Below are 15,430 nucleotides of genomic sequence, written 5' to 3' on the forward strand. Positions count from 1 at the left end.
CCGGTCACTACTGTCCGCAACGGCGACAACTGCGGTGACCGCGTGATCTACCTCGACCATGCGGCCAGCTCGCCCGTCAGGCCCGAAGTGCTGCAGGCGATGTGGCCGTACCTCACGGGAGAGTTCGGCAATCCGTCGAGCCATCATGCCCTGGGCGACTCCGCCTCTCGCGCTCTGGCCGACGCCCGCGCTCGCCTCGCGGGCTGGTTCGGCGCGCGCCCGAGCGAGGTGACCTTCACCTCGGGCGGCACCGAGGCCATCAACCTCGCCGTCAAGGGCATCGCACTCGGCCAGCCCCGGGGGCGCCACATCGTGACGACCCCGATCGAGCACGAGGCCACGCTCGAGTCGGTCGACTTTCTGCGCCGCGTGCACGGTTTCGAGGTCTCGTTCGTGCCGGTGGATGCCGCGGGTCGCGTCGATCTCGCCGCTCTCGCCGGCCTGCTGCGCGACGACACCACACTCGTGAGCGTGATGGCGGCGAACAACGAGATCGGCACCGTGCAAGACACAGCAGCAATCGGCGCACTGGCGCACCAAGCCGGCACCGTCATGCACGTCGACGCCGTGCAGGCCGCCGGCTGGCTCGACGTGAGTCTGGATGCGCTCGGTGCCGACGCCGTGTCGATCTCGGGTCACAAAGTGGGTGCGCCGAAGGGCGTGGGCGCTCTGGCCGCGCGCTCCCGCTTGGTTCTCGAGCCGCTCCTGCACGGCGGCGGGCAGGAGCGCGGGCGGCGGTCGGGCACCGAGAACGTGGCCGCGGCGGTGGGGCTCGGCCTTGCGGCGGAGCTGTCCGCGGACGGCCGCACCGAAGCATCCGAACGGGTCGCCACGCTGCGCGACGACCTCATCGCTCGAATCGAGGCGGCGCTCCCCGCGGCGAGGCTGACCGGGTCACGCGAGCAGAGACTGCCGTCGATCGCGTCGTTCCTGTTTGTGGGAACGAGCGGCGAGGCAGTGCTCCTCGGGCTCGAGGAGCGCGGCATCGTCTCGTCGAGCGGCTCGGCATGCGCCGCCGGCAGCGATGAGCCGTCGCCCGTGCTGCTCGCGCTGGGCGTCGATCCGGTGGATGCGCAGACCGCCGTTCGGTTCAGCCTGTCGACCGCGACGACCGCCGCCGACGTGGAGGCTGCCGCCGCCGCGACCGTCGAGGCCGTGCGCGCGCTGAGGCAGCTGCGCTGACGTTCGCCCGCGCGCATCCGGTCTCGATACGGCCGTGGCCGGCCTACCCACCGAGCGTCGCCGCTTTCCACGAGCTGCCGCTCTGACTCAGGAACGACGAGGGTTCCGCGTGCGAGAAGCCGATGTTCGGGAGTTTTGTCCTGAATAGGAGCGCAGTCTGCGCCACAACCACGAGGCCCCCAGCGAAGTGCCGGGGGCCCCGTTCGGTCTTGCGATGTTACGCCGCGGTGCGACGGCGACGGATGGTCGGAACCAGCAGCGCGACGCCGAGCAGGGCGACGAGGGCTCCACCCGCGGCGATCGGAGCTGCGTCGATACCGCTGTTCGCGAGCTTCGGAGCCGGGGTCGGCGTGGTTTCTGGCGTCGGGACCGGAGGAGCGGGATCGATGATCGGGGGAGCAGCCACATCAGGACCCGGCACGAAGAGGAACGACGTCGTGTAGAAAGGTCCGTCGGCATCGGCTACCGTGCCCGACGAGACCGCACTGCCGGCCAGATCGCTGAGGCTCACGCTCTCGAGGAGGGAGGTCGGCTCGCCGGAGTCGCCATCGCTGGAGTCGACCTGCATCCATAGAACTCCCGCGGTGTCGATCTGCAGCGAGAAGATACCGCGGAGACCGACACGGCCGACCGGCGTCGCGGATGCTGCCTTGACGTCGATCTGGAAGACGTATCCCCGAGGATTGACCGCATAGAACAGGCCGGTTGCGGGATCGACCGAGAATCCGAGCAGGGCGGATGCGTTGGGCGCGGTGAACGTGCCGATCTTGGTCAGCGCAGCCTTGTCGAGGGCGAGCGAGTAGAGCGTGTCGTCTTGGATGGCATACGCCGCACCATCGTTTCCGATGGCCATCGAATCGATGCCGTTGCGTTCGCCGTTCAGCGTGAAGATACCGACCGAAGTCGATTCTCCAGTCGTCAGATCGATCGTGCTGAGGATCGCCGGCTCCACACGCCGAGCCGAGTAGTAAGCGGTCGAGGTCACTGGATTCCAGGCGCCCTGCTCCGCACACTCGGCTTCCAATTCGGGGGCGCCGTCGCCCACTCGCTTCGCGACAGCCGTCGCGCCGTCGATGGAAGCGAGCGCGAGATCGACAGAACACGAGATCGCGTACAGCGACGAACCGTTAGGAAGTGCGCGGCCGTCTGCCGCCGATGCTGGAGTGGCGACGACCCCGATCGACACGAGACCGACGGTGAACACCGCGATGCTTGCGGCCAGCCTTGCCCGAAGGCGCGATTTACGCACTGGTGAATCCCCCTGAGTGATTTGACGACCCACGCAGAGGGGATCGAACACAAAGTCTGCCATTCTAAGCAGATTCACAGACAGTATCAGAACATGACGATTCGTTCTATGTTTCGTCGACTCTTCTCGAGGCCTATTGACCGCGCGACATAAAGCGCTTGACGGCAGGGTCGACCGAGATGTCGGCAGGGCGCAGCGGCCTGGTCAGGTAGAGCCCCTCGAGCGAAGTGAGCCTCGACAGGGCCACGTACGTCTGCCCCGCACTGAACACCCGCTGGCCCAGATCGACGATGGCCTGATCGTAGGTCTTGCCCTGACTCTTGTGAATGGTCACGGCCCAGGCGAGGCGCAACGGAAACTGCGTGAACTCACCGATGACGTTCTTCGTGAGCTTCTTGTCGTCGGCCGAGTACGAGTAGCGATGCTTCTCCCAGCTCACCGGGTCGACCTCGTGCACCTCGCCATCGATCTCGACCCAGATCGAGCCCGCCTTGCTGATCTTCGAGACCACACCGACCGAACCGTTTACCCAGCGCTGCTCGGAGTCGTTGCGCAGGAACATGACCTGCGCGCCGACCTTGAGCTCGAGCGCCTCCTCGGCCGGATAGTTGCGGCCTCCGAAGTCGCCCGAGACCTCGGCATTCGCCGTGCGAACCTTGCCGGGCAGTCGCTTCAACGCCTCGGCATTGATGCGGTTCACGGCGTCGTTGCGCGTGGCCAGGGTGATCGTGCCGTCGCTGGGAGGAGTTCGGGCACCCGCACCGTTGAGCGCATCCGCTATCTCTTTCGTCACCTGGCCGTGACGCACCGCGTTGAGCATGAACTTGAAGTCGTCGTCGTGCTGTCGGTGTATCTCGGTGAGTTCGACGACCGTGAGCGACACCTCGCTCCACACCTTCGCGTCGAAGAACCACATCGACCGATAGTGATCGGTGAAATAGGCGCGCTCGTCGGAATCGCCCGGCACCGGGGCCAGCTGGTAGGGATCGCCGAACAGCACCACCTGCACCCCGCCGAACGGAACGGTCGGCTTGTGCCGGGCCTTGCGCAGCGAGCGGTCGATGGCGTCCATAAGATCGGCGTTCACCATCGAGACCTCGTCGATGACAAGGGTGTCGATGGTGTTGAGCATCTTGCGCACATCGCCGTTCTGCTCGATGTCGGAGTCGGCGATGACTCCGATCGGCAGACGGAACAGCGAGTGGATGGTCTGCCCGCCCACATTGAGGGCCGCGACCCCTGTGGGAGCCGAGATCACCAGCTGCTTCTCCGTGTTCCAGCTGAGGTGATTGAGGAGCGTGGATTTTCCTGTGCCAGCGCGGCCCGTGACGAACACGTGCTTCTTCGTCGACTCGATCAGATCGAAGACGCGCTTCTGCTCGGCTGACAGATCGGGAAGGGACACGCGGAACGACTTTCTCTACACGGCGACGAGGGGAGGACATCCAATCTACCGGGCGTGTCACCCGGCACGGCGGGCCCCACGGCGGCATTGCCTAGACTGGCCCCATGGATGTGCATGTGCAGAAGAGGCGCATCTCATCGAGGCAGGTCGCGCTTGCCTGGTGCGGCTCGCTTCTGCTGCTCATCGGAGTCTTCGGCGGCGGGGTGGTCGCACTCAATCTCACCGTGTTCGGCCCGAGTGGATTCGTCACGACCTACCTGCAGACGCTCGGGGCGCGTGACGTCGACGGCGCTCTCTCCATGCCCGGCGTCGAGCTTCCCAGCGACCTCACGCCCGATTCCGCGGGCGCGGCTCTGCTGAAGCGAGACACGCTCGGAACCATCAGCAAGATCCGCATCACCGACGACACCGATCTCGGCTCGGGCGTTCATCGCGTGACCGCGAGCTACACGCTCGAAGGCGCAGGTCGTGAGTCGTCGCGAACGCAGAGCGAGTTCGTGGTCGAACACGACTCCATGAATTTCGGCATCTTCAGCCAGTGGCGCTTCAAAGAGTCCCCCGTGGCGACGCTCTCGCTCGCGGTGACCAATACGACCAGCGTGACCGTGGGAAGCGCCGAGCTCGACTCATCCGATCTCGGCGCCGGCGCCGGCGCCTTCGGAGCCGGAGGGCGATTCACCGTGCTGGTGCCATCGCTGGTCGTTCTTTCGCACAAGTCCCACTACCTCACCAGCGATACCGTCGCGGTGGCCCTCGCCTCTCCGGGCGAGACGGAGAGCGGCATGGTCAAGGCCGTTCCCAATGATCTCTTCACTCAGGCCGTCACCAAGCAGCTCACCGATTTTCTCGACGACTGCGCCGCGCAGAAGGTGCTGTACCCGGTGGGCTGCCCGTTCTCGAAGAGCATCAGCGATCGCATCGACGGCGATCCGAGCTGGTCGATCGTCACGTATCCGCAGATCCAGGTCGTCGCGGGTCCTTCATCGTGGCTCCTGGCCGACAACACAGGAACGGCCCACATCGACGTGCAGGTGAAGTCGCTGTTCGACGGCACCGTGTCGGGGTTGAGCGAGGACGTTCCTTTCTCGCTGAACTACGCGATCTCACTCGACGACGCGGGCCAGATCACTTTTACCCCTCGCTCGCAGAACGTCGCGCAGCTGAACTAGCGGCGAGAGTTGAGGCGCTCGAGCATCGCGTTGTACTCGCCGAGCTCAGCCTCGTTCGTGCGGTCGGCCGTGCGGTCGCGGCGGGTGGTCTCTTTCTTGTCCTGCTTGCTCCACTGGATGGCGACGGCGATCGCGAGAATCACGGTCGGGATCTCGCCCACGCTCCATGCGATTCCACCGCCCGTCTGCTGGTCTTCGATCGCGGTCGGACCCCACGGCCTTCCCATGGCGCCGTACCAGTCGGCGAGCAGAAGCCCGTTGCCGGTCATCATCGCGAGTCCGAAGAACGCGTGGAAGGCCATGACCGCGAGGAGGAGCAACAGCCTGAACGGATAGGGGAAGCGGTAGGGCACGGGGTCGACGCCGATGAGCGCCTGAACAAGCAGGTACCCGGTCACGAGGAAGTGGGCGATCATCCACTCGTGGCCGATGTGATCGACGGTCGCCCACCGGAACAGCGGCGAATAGTAGAAGAGCCAGAGGCTGCCGGCGAAGAGCAGGGCGGCGACGATCGGGTTCGCGAGGAACGAGCCGATCTTGGAGTGCACCGCAAGCAGAACCCACTCGCGACCGCCGCGCGTGCCGTCTTGCCGCTTGGCGACGGCGCGCATGATGAGGGTGATCGGAGCCGCCGGAACGAGCAGCAGCGGCACCATCATGCTCAACGTCATATGTCCGAGCATGTGCACGCTGAAGAGGTACTTCTCGTAGACGTTCACGCCGCCGTTCGTCACATAGAACAGCAGCAGCATACCGGCGACCCAGAGCACACTCCGATGGATCGGCCAGGTGTCTCCGCGCTTATGCAGACGACGAACGCCGGCCAGGTAGAAGACGATGCCGAAGCCGCAGAGAAGAATCCAGAGCAGATCGAAGTTCCACTCGGTGAAGTATCTCGACAGTTCGAGTTCGGGAGGCAGCTGCTCGCCCGTGAGGATCTGCGCTGGAGTCTGCACGGCGGGGATCGTCTGGTCTACCGGGGGCGCCGAACGACCGAGAGCCGCCGCGGCGCCAGAGGCGATGCCCATGAACGCCAACTCGACGACAGCGATCTTCCAGAAGAAGTAGCGCCGACCCGACTCGGCGAGACGAGCGATGAGCGAGCGACGATAGGCGGCGCCGAAGATGCCGAGCGCGATCAGCGCACCAACCTTGATGAGAACGAGCAGTCCGTATGGAGTGAGTAGCCGATCGAGGCTGCCGATGCGCAACTCGGCGCTGACATAACCGGATGCCGCGACCACGATGAACGCGATCAGCGCCACGGTCGAATACCGGGAGATGACCGACAGCATGCGGTCGTTGTCGAGCTGTGGCGAGATGATCACCAGCACGAGGAGACCACCGAGCCAGACCGCGGCGAAGACGAGGTGCAGCCCGAGCGCGGTGATCGCGGCATCGTGCCCGGTCGTTCCTGCCGCGTGGCCCTGCTGCGCCATGGGCACGAGCATGACCACCGCGAGCACACCCACGAAGACGAGGGCCGTGACGTTGCGCACGGCGAAGCACAGCACCGTGACGGCTGCAGCGATCAGCGTCGTGATGAGCCACGCCTGGCCGATCTCGACCTGAGTCAAGAACTGACCCAGCAGGTCGCCGTAGGAGTTGTCGAACCGCACCGACTTGACCGTGAGCTGCATGAAGGTGAGAAACCCTGTTGCCGCGGAGGCCACCGTGAGTAGGGCTGCCGACCCCGCTGCCACATCGAGGGCCCGGTTGAACTCCGGCTTGTCGGAACGCAGGGCGAAGACGGCGAGCACAAGCGCGCCGAGAACGCCCGCGGCCCCGAGGTTCACGATCATCTTCGTGACCGGAATGCCGTAGCGCACGACCGGGCCGGGATCTTGCAGCAGCTGCGCATCCGCACCGCCGGCGATACGCAGGCCGACGAGCAGCATCACGAAACCGACCGCGAGAAGCACGGCGGGACCAACGATTCGGACTACTCTCGGCACCCGTCAACTTTACGCGGCATTCCTGGGCGCCCCGCCCGTTCAGGCTGCGCGCACGCGGCGTGGCAAATGGATGCTGTATTCCACTCGACCTACACTCGTCACCCATGAGCACTGACACGTTGCCACCCACGGACACAGCCGCGACGAACCGCCCAGCGCTCACAGCGAAGGGGGCGGCAACCCGGCTCCGGATCATCCAGGCGGCTGCCGCACGCATCCGGGCTCGCGGCGCCGCCGGCACCAGCATCGACGACGTCCGTGCCGACGCCAAGGTCAGCGCATCGCAGCTCTACCACTACTTCTCTGACAAGAAAGAGCTCGTGCGCGCGGTCGTGGCCCATGAAGCGGCCGTCGCCGTCGCCGAGCAGCAACCACACCTCGACTCGCTCGACAGTATCGAGTCGTTGCGTACGTGGCGCGATGCCGTCGTTGCTCAGGCTCGCGATCGCGCCTCGCATGGCTGGTCGCCGCTCGGTTCGCTCGCCAGCGAGCTCATCGACACCGATCCGGATGCCCGGGCCGGGCTGGTCGAGGGTTTCGGCCTCTGGCTCACCCCGGTCGAGAACGGCCTCGAAGCCATGCGCGCCGCGGGAGCGCTGCGCGACGACGCCGACCCACGAAGCCTCGCGGTCGGTCTGCTCGCCGCACTGCAGGGCGGGCTGCTGATCAGTCGCCTCCACGAGCAGACCGCGCCCCTCGAATCGGCACTCGACGCAGCCGTCGCCCGCGTGGAGAGCTTCGCACCGCGGCGGCAGCCGGGTGAACCGTCGCGACAGCCACTGGCCCCCGCGGTCAGGCGCACACCCGCGTCGCCGGCGCGGGCATCCGGTGCAGCACCCGCTGGCGCGGCACCCGCTGGCGTAGCAACCGGCGTCGCACCTCGCACGCCGATGCGCCCCCGCCGCCCGCTCGCCCGTTAACCACCTCAGGGGCGCCCGCATGAAGCGGGCACCCCTGAGGATGAAGAATCGAAAAGACTACTTGGCGGCAGCCTTGAGCTTCGAGCCAGCGGAGATCTTGACCGAGTGACCGGCGGCGATCTGGATGGCCTCACCCGTCTGCGGGTTGCGACCGGCGCGGGCTGCACGCGAGGTGCGCTCGACAGCGAGCCATCCCGGGATGGTGACCTTGACGTCGTTGCCGACCGACTCCGCGAGCGTCGCGAAGAGGGCGTCGAGAACCTCGTTGACAGCGGACTGCGTCTGGCCGGATGCAGCGGCGACCTGGGCGACGAGCTCGGTCTTGTTGAGTGACTTATCAGCCATGGGTGTCCTCCTCGGACCTTGTGCTGCGTGAAGCAGCTCTAGAAACGAAACGGTGGAAACCTTCAGTAGGCCACACGTCTGGTCTGTTGACCGTGACGAATGTATCAGAGATCGGCGGGATTTCGCGGATTACCGCGCCTCTGAGGCTCTGCGTGACCTGTGAAACGTGAAAAAGGATGCCGACCCGATGGGCCGACATCCTTTTTCAGATGTTCAGTGCGAGAAGCTCTGGACTACCAGGAGCTCTTCGTGATGCCGGGCAGCTCGCCACGGTGAGCCATGTCACGGAAGCGAACACGGCTGATGCCGAACTTCGTGAGCACACCACGGGGGCGGCCGTCGACCGCGTCACGGCTGCGCACGCGCACCGGTGAGGCGTTCTTGGGCAGCTTCTGCAGGCCGAGGCGGGCAGCCTCGCGCTCGGCGTCGGTCGACGTCGGGCTGACGAGGGCCTTCTTCAGCTCAAGGCGCTTGGTGTTGTAACGAGCGACGATGACTTTACGCTGCTCGTTCTTTGCAATCATGCTTTTCTTGGCCATGTGTTACCTCTCCTCCCGGAAGTCGACGTGCTGGCGAATAACCGGGTCGTACTTCTTGAGCACGAGGCGGTCGGGGTTGTTGCGGCGGTTCTTCTTGGTGACATAGGTGTAACCCGTGCCAGCCGTCGAACGCAGCTTGATGATCGGACGTACGTCTTGTGACTTGGCCATTAGATTTTCTCCCCACGGGCGAGAAGATCTTTGACAACGCTCTCGATGCCGCGTGCGTCGATGACCTTGATGCCCTTGGTGCTGAGCTGCAGGGTCACGTTACGACGAAGCGACGGAACGTAGTACGTCTTCTTCTGGATGTTCGGGTCGAACCGGCGCTTCGTGCGACGGTGCGAGTGCGAGATGTTGTGTCCGAAGCCGGGAATGGCGCCGGTCACCTGGCAGGTTGCTGCCATGATTTCCTCCATAGTTACCGTAGAAAAACGCGAGTCAACGCGCGTTCTACCCAAGATTGCTTGTCGGCACACGTCGCCCCCGAATGAAACAGGTGGGGGGTGGTGTACATGCGAGTAGAGATGCCACTCGACCAGCTACCGAGTTTAGGCGACAGGCCGGATGCGCGCAAGTACGCGCGTGCGCCGATTCAGCCGGCGGGCGTCGGAACGCAGGAACTGCAGAAGCCGAAGATGTCGACCACGTGTTCGGGGCGGGAGAAGCCGTGCAGAGCAGCCGTCTTGCGGGCCCACGACTCGACCTCGTCGGCTTCGATCTCGACCGTGAGGCCGCAGCTGCGGCAGATGAGGTGGTGGTGATGCCCGGTGCTGCACGCGCGGTAGAGACTCTCGCCGTCGGGCGACTGCAGCGAGTCGGCCTCGCCCTCGTTCGCCAGGTCGGCCAGCGCGCGGTAGACCGTGGCCAAGCCGATGTGCGAGCCGTTGGAGTGCAGATTGGAGTGGAGGCCCTGGGCGCTCACGAAACCGATCTGGGTGCCGAGTGCGGCACGCACCGCCTCGCGCTGCCAGGTGTTGCGCTTCACGACCATCATCTACCTCCGGGGTCACGTATGACCGAAATCCCCTCAATCTTAACCCGCGTCGCCGACGTTCGCCCCGGCATCCTCAGGCCATCGCCTTTCGACCCGAGACGCCCCGACGCACCCGTGACGCCGCGATGATGCGGCAGATGACGTAGATGGCGAACGAGATCGTAGTGACGTAGGGGCTGATGGGCACCGACCCGCCGAGGGCCAGCATGATTCCACCCACGAGTGAGAGAACGGCGAAGAGCATGCTGAGAAGGGGAACGACGATCGGCGACGACGACACCCGCAGCGCCGCGGCGGCGGGCGTGACGAGAATCGACAGCACGAGCAGCGAGCCCACGACCTGCACCGACACGGCCACCGCCAGGCCGAGCAGCAGCATAAAGACGATCGAGAGCGCCTGAACCGAGACGCCGCGTGCTGCCGCCACGTCGGCGTCGACGCTGGCGAAGGTGAGCGGGCGCCAGATCACGAGCAGGCCGACCACGACCACGATCGAGATCGCGATCAGCGAGTTGAGCCTGGGGTCGTCGACGGCGACGATCTGGCCGGTGAGCAGCCCGAACTTGTTGGCGCTGCGGCCCGGGTACAGGGCCAGGCACAGGATGCCGAGCCCCAGGCCGAACGGCATCAGCACGGCGATGATCGAGTTGCGATCACGCGACTTCGCTCCGAGAAGACCGATGATCAGGGCTGCCACTATCGAGCCGATGAGAGAGCCCTCGACCACCCCGACTCCGAACAGCAGCCCGGCGGATGCGCCGGCGAACGACAGCTCGCTGATGCCGTGCACAGCAAAGGCCATATCGCGCGACATCACGAAGACGCCGATGAGTCCGCCCACGATGCCGAGCACGGCGCCCGCGATGATCGAGTTCTGCAGAAGAACGACCAAATCGCCGTAGTCCGAGAAGTTGAAGATCTGCGACCAGAGGTCGGACCAGTCGATACCGTTCACGATCGCGGCCCGCCGACGGGCGCGGTCGACCCGGTGTTCCCGTTGCCACCCGGGTCGTCGTCGTGGTGATGATGCCCGTCGTGCCCGTGCCCGGCATCCGGAACACCCACGACGATCACGCGGCCGCGCGTGCGGATGACGTCGACGGGCGAGCCGTAGAGCTCGGAGAGCACTTCGCTGCGCAGCACCTCGTCCGGCGTTCCGATGCGGAAGGATCCACCCGCGAGATAGAGCACGCGGTCGACCATGTCGAGAATGGGATTGATGTCGTGCGTCACGAAGAGCACCCCGAGGTCGCGCTGCCGGCGATGCGTGTCGATCAGTTCGGAGACCGCGCGCTGATGGGCGAGGTCGAGAGAGAGCAGCGGCTCGTCGCAGAGGAGCAGGCGCGGATTGCCCGCGAGCGACTGGCCCACACGCAGACGCTGCTGCTCGCCGCCCGACAGAGTCGAGACGGCCACATTCGCATACTCGGATGCGCCGACGGATGCGAGCAGATCGTCGACCTCACGGCGTCGCGCGGCCCGGGGCAACGGCAACCCGAAGCGGTGACCGTCGACGCCGAGGGCGACGAGATCGCGGCCTCGCAGCGGAGCACCCTCGTCGGCGAGCTTCTGCTGTGGGATGTACCCGATACGACGATTTCCGCGCGTCACAGGAGAGCCCTCGAAGGTCATCGTTCCCGCACTCAGTTGCTGCTGACCGAGGATGACCTTGAGCAGACTCGACTTGCCCGAGCCGTTGGCGCCGAGCACGGCGATGAACTCGCCCGAGCGAACATCGAAGTCGAGGTCGTGCCAGAGCCGACGATCACCGAATTGAAGCGCGCCGCCCCGCACGCGCAGCACGACATGTCGTGGCGCGTTGCGGGGCGGAGGGACAGCTTCTGCGTCGGCCGGCGCCGACTTCGCCCCGAAGATCTTCACTCGCTGAAGACTACTTGCCGCTGAGCGCGCCCTGAAGCGCGTTGAGGTTGGTGGTCATCCAGCTGATGTAGTCGGAACCGGCGGGGAGGGTCTCGGTGACGGGAACGACCGGCACCTTCGCGTCTTTCGCAGCCGTCAGCACGAGCTCGGTCTGAGCGCCGGAGGTCTGCTCGTTGTAGACGAGCACCTTGACCGCGCCAGACGAGAACTGGTCGGTGGTCTGCTTGAGCACGTCGGCGGGAACGTCGGTGCCCTCTTCGATCGCCTCGCTGAAGGCGGCCGGCGTCTTGTTGACGAGACCTGCGGCGGTGAGCATGTACAGCGGCACAGGCTCGGTGATCGCGGCGCCTGCGCCGTCGAACGAGGTCTTGATGTCTTTTTCCTGCTGCTCGAGCGCGGTGAGCTGACCCTCGAAAGTCTTGGCATTCGCCTCGTAGCTCTTGGCGCCCTCGGGGTCGATCGCGCTGAGCTGCTTGACGAGCTCGTCGGTCAGCTTCTGCACGGTCGGAAAGTCGTACCAGACGTGCTCGTTGAAGTCTCCCTCGGCAGGCTTCTGGTTGTAACCCGAGATGTCGGCAGCGTTCAGCACGGGCGCAACCTTGTTGTCGGCAGCAGAAAGCATCTTCTCGACGAAGTCGTCGTAGCCTGCGCCATTCTCGATCACCAGCTGGGCCTTCGAGAGCGAGAGCTGCGTGCGGGCGTCTGCCTCGTACTCGTGCGGGTCTTTGTCGGGGTCGTCGATGATCGAGGTCACGCTCACCCGGTCGCCGCCGATCTGCTTGGCGATGTCGCCGTACACATCGGTCGATGCGACGACGCGCACGCCCGACGAGTTCGACGGGTCGTCGGTCGCGCCGGCGTCGGTGGACGCGGAGGCACAGCCGGAGAGAACGAGTGCGGTCGCCGCGGCGAGCGCGGTGATAGAGAGGAGTTTTTTCACGGGTGGGGTAAGCCGTTCTAGGTCGAATGTCGTGCGGGTCATTTTTGAAAATAGCCTTATTGATAATGATTGTCAAAGTCAGGACATTGTTGGGGGTGAACCGGCGGTTAAGGCTCCTACACTCGCTGTGTGGACTCCCGCCAAAAAAAGACCCGTGCCCGGCTCGCCTCGGCCGTGCTGTCGTTGGCGGCAGACAGGCAGGCGAGCGAGATCACGGCGTCGGAGATCGCGATCACAGCCGAGATCAACCGCTCCACCTTCTACCAGCACGCCGCGTCACCCGCCGCGCTCCTCGAGAGCGTGCTGCGCACCGAACTCGACGAGCTCCGTTGCACGCACCTCGGCGAGGCCGACCTCACGACCGCGCGTCAGGCATCCGAAGCGATCAGACACGTGACCGTCGCCGTTCTGCAGCACGTCGACTCACACGACGCCATCTACATTCGGGGACTCGGCGAGTCGAGCGGATCTGCGAGCCTCCAGCCGATGCTCAGCCAGCACTTCGCGGCATCCATCGGACTGCTCCTCGATCGGCATGCGGTCTCCGTTCCCGATTCGACGCCGGCTCTACCCGACGGATTCATGGCGGATGCTGCGGCCCGCTTCATCGCAGACGGCACCGTAGGCGCACTGGCCGTATGGCTGTCGACCCCGCGCCCGCGCAGCACGGAGACGTTCATGACGGCGTACCGGACCTTTCTGCCGAGCTGGTGGCCGCTGCCCGTGTGAGCAACCCCCTGCGTTTCGCGAGCCGCGAGCGCAGACTCGATTCATGCCCGCAGATTCGACTCACCCCGGCTCCACGCCCGACATCGACCAGAAGCTCGAGCGCACGATTCTCGACATGCTCGACAGGCGCGCGCCCACCTCGACGATCTGCCCCTCGGATGCCGCGCGGGCCGTCGGCGACGACGACTGGCGCGAACTGATGGATGCGTCGCGCAGCGCGGCGGCGCGCCTCGTGGCCCGCGGCGAGGTCGAGATCACGCAGGGTGGCGACCCGGTCGACCTGGCGACGGCCCGCGGCCCGATCCGCATCCGGCGCCTGCGCCCCTGACGCCGAGCGCATTGACGCCGGCGCCTGCCTGTCCACCCCCGTTGCGCTCACAGCCGACAGGCCGCTAGCCTCGCCCGGTGGAATCAGAATTCAGGATCGACCGCATTGCCGAAGGCGACTGGGAGCGGCTGCGCACGCTGCGCCTCGAGATGCTCGCCGACACTCCACTCGCCTTTCTCGAGACTCTCGACAACGCCCTCCGCGAGCCGGAGTCCGAGTGGCGCTTTCGTGCCTCGCGCACGACGCGAGAGGGCAGCGTCGGACTCGCCGCGGTCGACACGTCGAGCGGCGCCTGGCTCGGCACCATGAGCGCCTATCTCGATGCCGACGGCGACGCGATGCTCGTGAGCGTGTACGTGACGCCGGCCTGGCGCGGCACGGCCCGCGGTCTCACGGATGCGCTGCTCGATGGAGTCGAGGCCTGGGCGCGCGCCGCCGTGCCCGAGGGCAGCCTGCGACTGCACGTGCACGAGGACAACCCGAGAGCACGAGCCTTCTACAAGCGACGCGGCTACGTCGAGACGGGCGAGACGATTCCCTACCCCCTCGACCGCACGCAGAACGAGGTCGAAATGGTGCTGCCGCTGAACTGAGCCGCGCCCGCGACTCGCCACGCGCGCAGCAGGTACCGGTGCGGACAATGGGTACCGGTGCGCCTGTACCTTCTGTCCGCCTCGGGCACTACTGGCATCAGAGCAGGCGCTCCCGGTGCCACGAACGCCGCCGAATATCGTGCAGCGCCACGGGTTCCGCCACAACGAACGCCAGCAGATCGCCGGCCCGGATGTCGGTGGGCAGCATCGCGCGCAGCTCGCCCCGCCGCGGCGAGGGTCGAAGGGTGAACGCGCACTGCGCATCCGACGAATGCCGACCGATCAACCGCACCGACTCGGCGACGGGTTCGCATCCGTCGAGCTCGGAATCGAGCCAGATATCGGCGCCTGAGCCCTCATGTGAGGGCGTGACAAGCTCGACTGTGGCCACGACGACGGCACAGAACCGGCGAGACTCGCCCTGGCGCCCGATCGCCGGGTCGCACTCGTGCTCCGCCTCGACCACGCGTGTGCAGGGCGTTCCGACGGAACGCGCCATGGTGATCATCGATTCGCCGACGATCCGGATGTCATCTCCGACGGCCACCGCAGCCTGAGGCCAGAATCGTCGATCAAGGATGTGACGACGGATGCGTCCGTAGCGCGCGACCGTCGACATCAAGCTCACGAGACGCCGCCCGGGCGAAGTTGACGGCGACAGACCGCTCCGCGGCACGGGATGGCGATGAGGTCGCCGACGCGGAGGTCGGCGGGCAGCACCGCAGACTGCTCGGCTGAGAGCGAGAAGGGCACCGAGTGCTGCGTCGACGCGCGGCCTATGAGACGCGCCTCCGACGCGTGGGCCTGCACGCGCGTGATGTCGGCATCCAGAACCAGCAGGCCGTCGTGGGGAATCTCGACGACTGTCGCGACGACGACCGACGACTGCTCGACGTCTGACGGGTGTCCATGCGTGCCGGGCACGACGGCCGCCGCGATGTGCACGCACGGGGTGTCGCAGAGCTCGACGAGGCGCAGCAGAGAGACTCCTGAGACAACGACATCGGTGGTGGTGAGGTGCGTCCACTCGGGCCAGCGGTCGATGACGAACGGGTCGGGGATGCTTTTTCTGAGCGAGGGAAGAAGAGAAGTGAGGGTCACAGATGCAGGTCTACGCCGGTCGATGTCGCCCCTGAAGACGCCCTAACGGAATCCGAGCGGCTTGGGCCGGAATCCTTACGTTGTGACTGCATCGCGC

The 15,430-nt window shown here is 65.9% G+C and carries 19 protein-coding genes; 6 read left to right on the top strand and 13 right to left on the bottom strand.

From position 1 onward, the window contains the following. Positions 1–42 precede the first annotated feature (42 nt). Entirely contained in the window at positions 43–1,182 is a 1,140-nt protein-coding gene (locus B9Y86_RS13880) for a cysteine desulfurase family protein (RefSeq protein WP_085487070.1), read from the top strand. A gap of 217 nt (positions 1,183–1,399) precedes the next feature. Here B9Y86_RS13880 and B9Y86_RS13885 read toward each other — a convergent pair whose 3' ends face one another. Then, the gene (locus B9Y86_RS13885; RefSeq protein ID WP_139824914.1) at positions 1,400–2,431 is read right to left on the bottom strand and encodes a hypothetical protein; all 1,032 of its coding nucleotides are present in this window, start codon (positions 2,429–2,431) and stop codon (positions 1,400–1,402) included. Between the two features lie 133 nt (positions 2,432–2,564). After that, positions 2,565–3,836 (bottom strand): ATP-dependent DNA helicase, encoded by a 1,272-nt coding sequence (locus B9Y86_RS13890; RefSeq protein ID WP_085487074.1) that lies wholly within the window; start codon positions 3,834–3,836, stop codon positions 2,565–2,567. Between the two features lie 104 nt (positions 3,837–3,940). On the opposite strand from B9Y86_RS13890, the gene B9Y86_RS13895 reads away from it, so the two are divergent. Then, on the top strand, positions 3,941–5,005 hold the full coding sequence (locus B9Y86_RS13895; RefSeq protein ID WP_085487076.1) for a hypothetical protein: 1,065 nt from the start codon (positions 3,941–3,943) through the stop codon (positions 5,003–5,005). On the opposite strand, the gene B9Y86_RS13900 is transcribed toward B9Y86_RS13895, so the two are convergent. Then, entirely contained in the window at positions 5,002–6,960 is a 1,959-nt protein-coding gene (locus B9Y86_RS13900; protein ID WP_244894769.1) for a bifunctional copper resistance protein CopD/cytochrome c oxidase assembly protein, read from the bottom strand. The genes B9Y86_RS13895 and B9Y86_RS13900 overlap by 4 nt on opposite strands. Positions 6,961–7,064: 104 nt before the next feature. Between B9Y86_RS13900 and B9Y86_RS13905 the strand changes: the two genes are divergently transcribed. Beyond that, positions 7,065–7,880 carry a TetR/AcrR family transcriptional regulator gene (locus B9Y86_RS13905; protein ID WP_085487078.1) on the top strand — a complete coding sequence of 272 codons (816 nt, stop codon included), beginning with the start codon at positions 7,065–7,067 and terminating at the stop codon, positions 7,878–7,880. 57 nt (positions 7,881–7,937) lie between these two features. On the opposite strand, the gene B9Y86_RS13910 is transcribed toward B9Y86_RS13905, so the two are convergent. The 8 genes from B9Y86_RS13910 to B9Y86_RS13945 all read right to left on the bottom strand — a co-directional run bounded on the left by B9Y86_RS13910 (position 7,938) and on the right by B9Y86_RS13945 (position 12,624). After that, positions 7,938–8,225 (bottom strand): HU family DNA-binding protein, encoded by a 288-nt coding sequence (locus B9Y86_RS13910; protein WP_044443721.1) that lies wholly within the window; start codon positions 8,223–8,225, stop codon positions 7,938–7,940. A 233-nt stretch (positions 8,226–8,458) separates the two neighbouring features. Beyond that, positions 8,459–8,764, bottom strand: coding sequence for a 30S ribosomal protein S14 (rpsN, locus tag B9Y86_RS13915; RefSeq protein WP_044443722.1), 306 nt, complete (start codon positions 8,762–8,764; stop codon positions 8,459–8,461). Positions 8,765–8,767: 3 nt separating this feature from the next. Further along, complete coding sequence (gene rpmG / locus B9Y86_RS13920; RefSeq protein WP_055782315.1) at positions 8,768–8,935, bottom strand: 50S ribosomal protein L33; 168 nt, start codon at positions 8,933–8,935, stop codon at positions 8,768–8,770. Continuing rightward, the gene (gene rpmB / locus B9Y86_RS13925) at positions 8,935–9,171 is read right to left on the bottom strand and encodes a 50S ribosomal protein L28 (protein ID WP_055782318.1); all 237 of its coding nucleotides are present in this window, start codon (positions 9,169–9,171) and stop codon (positions 8,935–8,937) included. The genes rpmG and rpmB overlap by 1 nt, the downstream gene beginning before the upstream one ends. Positions 9,172–9,359: 188 nt before the next feature. Beyond that, positions 9,360–9,758, bottom strand: a complete 399-nt coding sequence (locus tag B9Y86_RS13930; protein WP_085487566.1) for a Fur family transcriptional regulator — start codon at positions 9,756–9,758, stop codon at positions 9,360–9,362. A 76-nt stretch (positions 9,759–9,834) separates the two neighbouring features. Beyond that, positions 9,835–10,707, bottom strand: a complete 873-nt coding sequence (locus tag B9Y86_RS13935) for a metal ABC transporter permease (RefSeq protein ID WP_085487568.1) — start codon at positions 10,705–10,707, stop codon at positions 9,835–9,837. A gap of 5 nt (positions 10,708–10,712) precedes the next feature. Beyond that, positions 10,713–11,561, bottom strand: coding sequence for a metal ABC transporter ATP-binding protein (locus B9Y86_RS13940; protein WP_217809218.1), 849 nt, complete (start codon positions 11,559–11,561; stop codon positions 10,713–10,715). 91 nt (positions 11,562–11,652) lie between these two features. After that, complete coding sequence (locus B9Y86_RS13945) at positions 11,653–12,624, bottom strand: metal ABC transporter solute-binding protein, Zn/Mn family (RefSeq protein WP_085487080.1); 972 nt, start codon at positions 12,622–12,624, stop codon at positions 11,653–11,655. Positions 12,625–12,711: 87 nt separating this feature from the next. On the opposite strand from B9Y86_RS13945, the gene B9Y86_RS13950 reads away from it, so the two are divergent. The 3 genes from B9Y86_RS13950 (at position 12,712) to B9Y86_RS13960 (ending at position 14,232) form a co-directional block, all read left to right on the top strand. Beyond that, a complete protein-coding gene (locus B9Y86_RS13950) occupies positions 12,712–13,311 on the top strand; it encodes a TetR/AcrR family transcriptional regulator (RefSeq protein WP_085487082.1) in 600 nt (199 codons plus the stop codon). A 43-nt stretch (positions 13,312–13,354) separates the two neighbouring features. Next, positions 13,355–13,639 carry a DUF3253 domain-containing protein gene (locus B9Y86_RS13955; RefSeq protein WP_085487084.1) on the top strand — a complete coding sequence of 95 codons (285 nt, stop codon included), beginning with the start codon at positions 13,355–13,357 and terminating at the stop codon, positions 13,637–13,639. 77 nt (positions 13,640–13,716) lie between these two features. Then, positions 13,717–14,232: a GNAT family N-acetyltransferase gene (locus tag B9Y86_RS13960; protein ID WP_244894770.1), complete on the top strand. Its 516-nt coding sequence runs from the start codon at positions 13,717–13,719 to the stop codon at positions 14,230–14,232. Positions 14,233–14,329: 97 nt separating this feature from the next. On the opposite strand, the gene B9Y86_RS13965 is transcribed toward B9Y86_RS13960, so the two are convergent. Together B9Y86_RS13965 and B9Y86_RS13970 are read right to left on the bottom strand one after the other, a co-directional pair. Beyond that, the gene (locus tag B9Y86_RS13965; protein ID WP_139824915.1) at positions 14,330–14,860 is read right to left on the bottom strand and encodes a hypothetical protein; all 531 of its coding nucleotides are present in this window, start codon (positions 14,858–14,860) and stop codon (positions 14,330–14,332) included. Next, positions 14,857–15,333, bottom strand: coding sequence for a hypothetical protein (locus B9Y86_RS13970; protein WP_085487088.1), 477 nt, complete (start codon positions 15,331–15,333; stop codon positions 14,857–14,859). The genes B9Y86_RS13965 and B9Y86_RS13970 overlap by 4 nt, the downstream gene beginning before the upstream one ends. Positions 15,334–15,430: the final 97 nt, after the last annotated feature.

This window comes from Agreia pratensis, assembly GCF_900177685.1.
Taxonomy (GTDB): Bacteria; Actinomycetota; Actinomycetes; order Actinomycetales; family Microbacteriaceae; genus Agreia; species Agreia pratensis.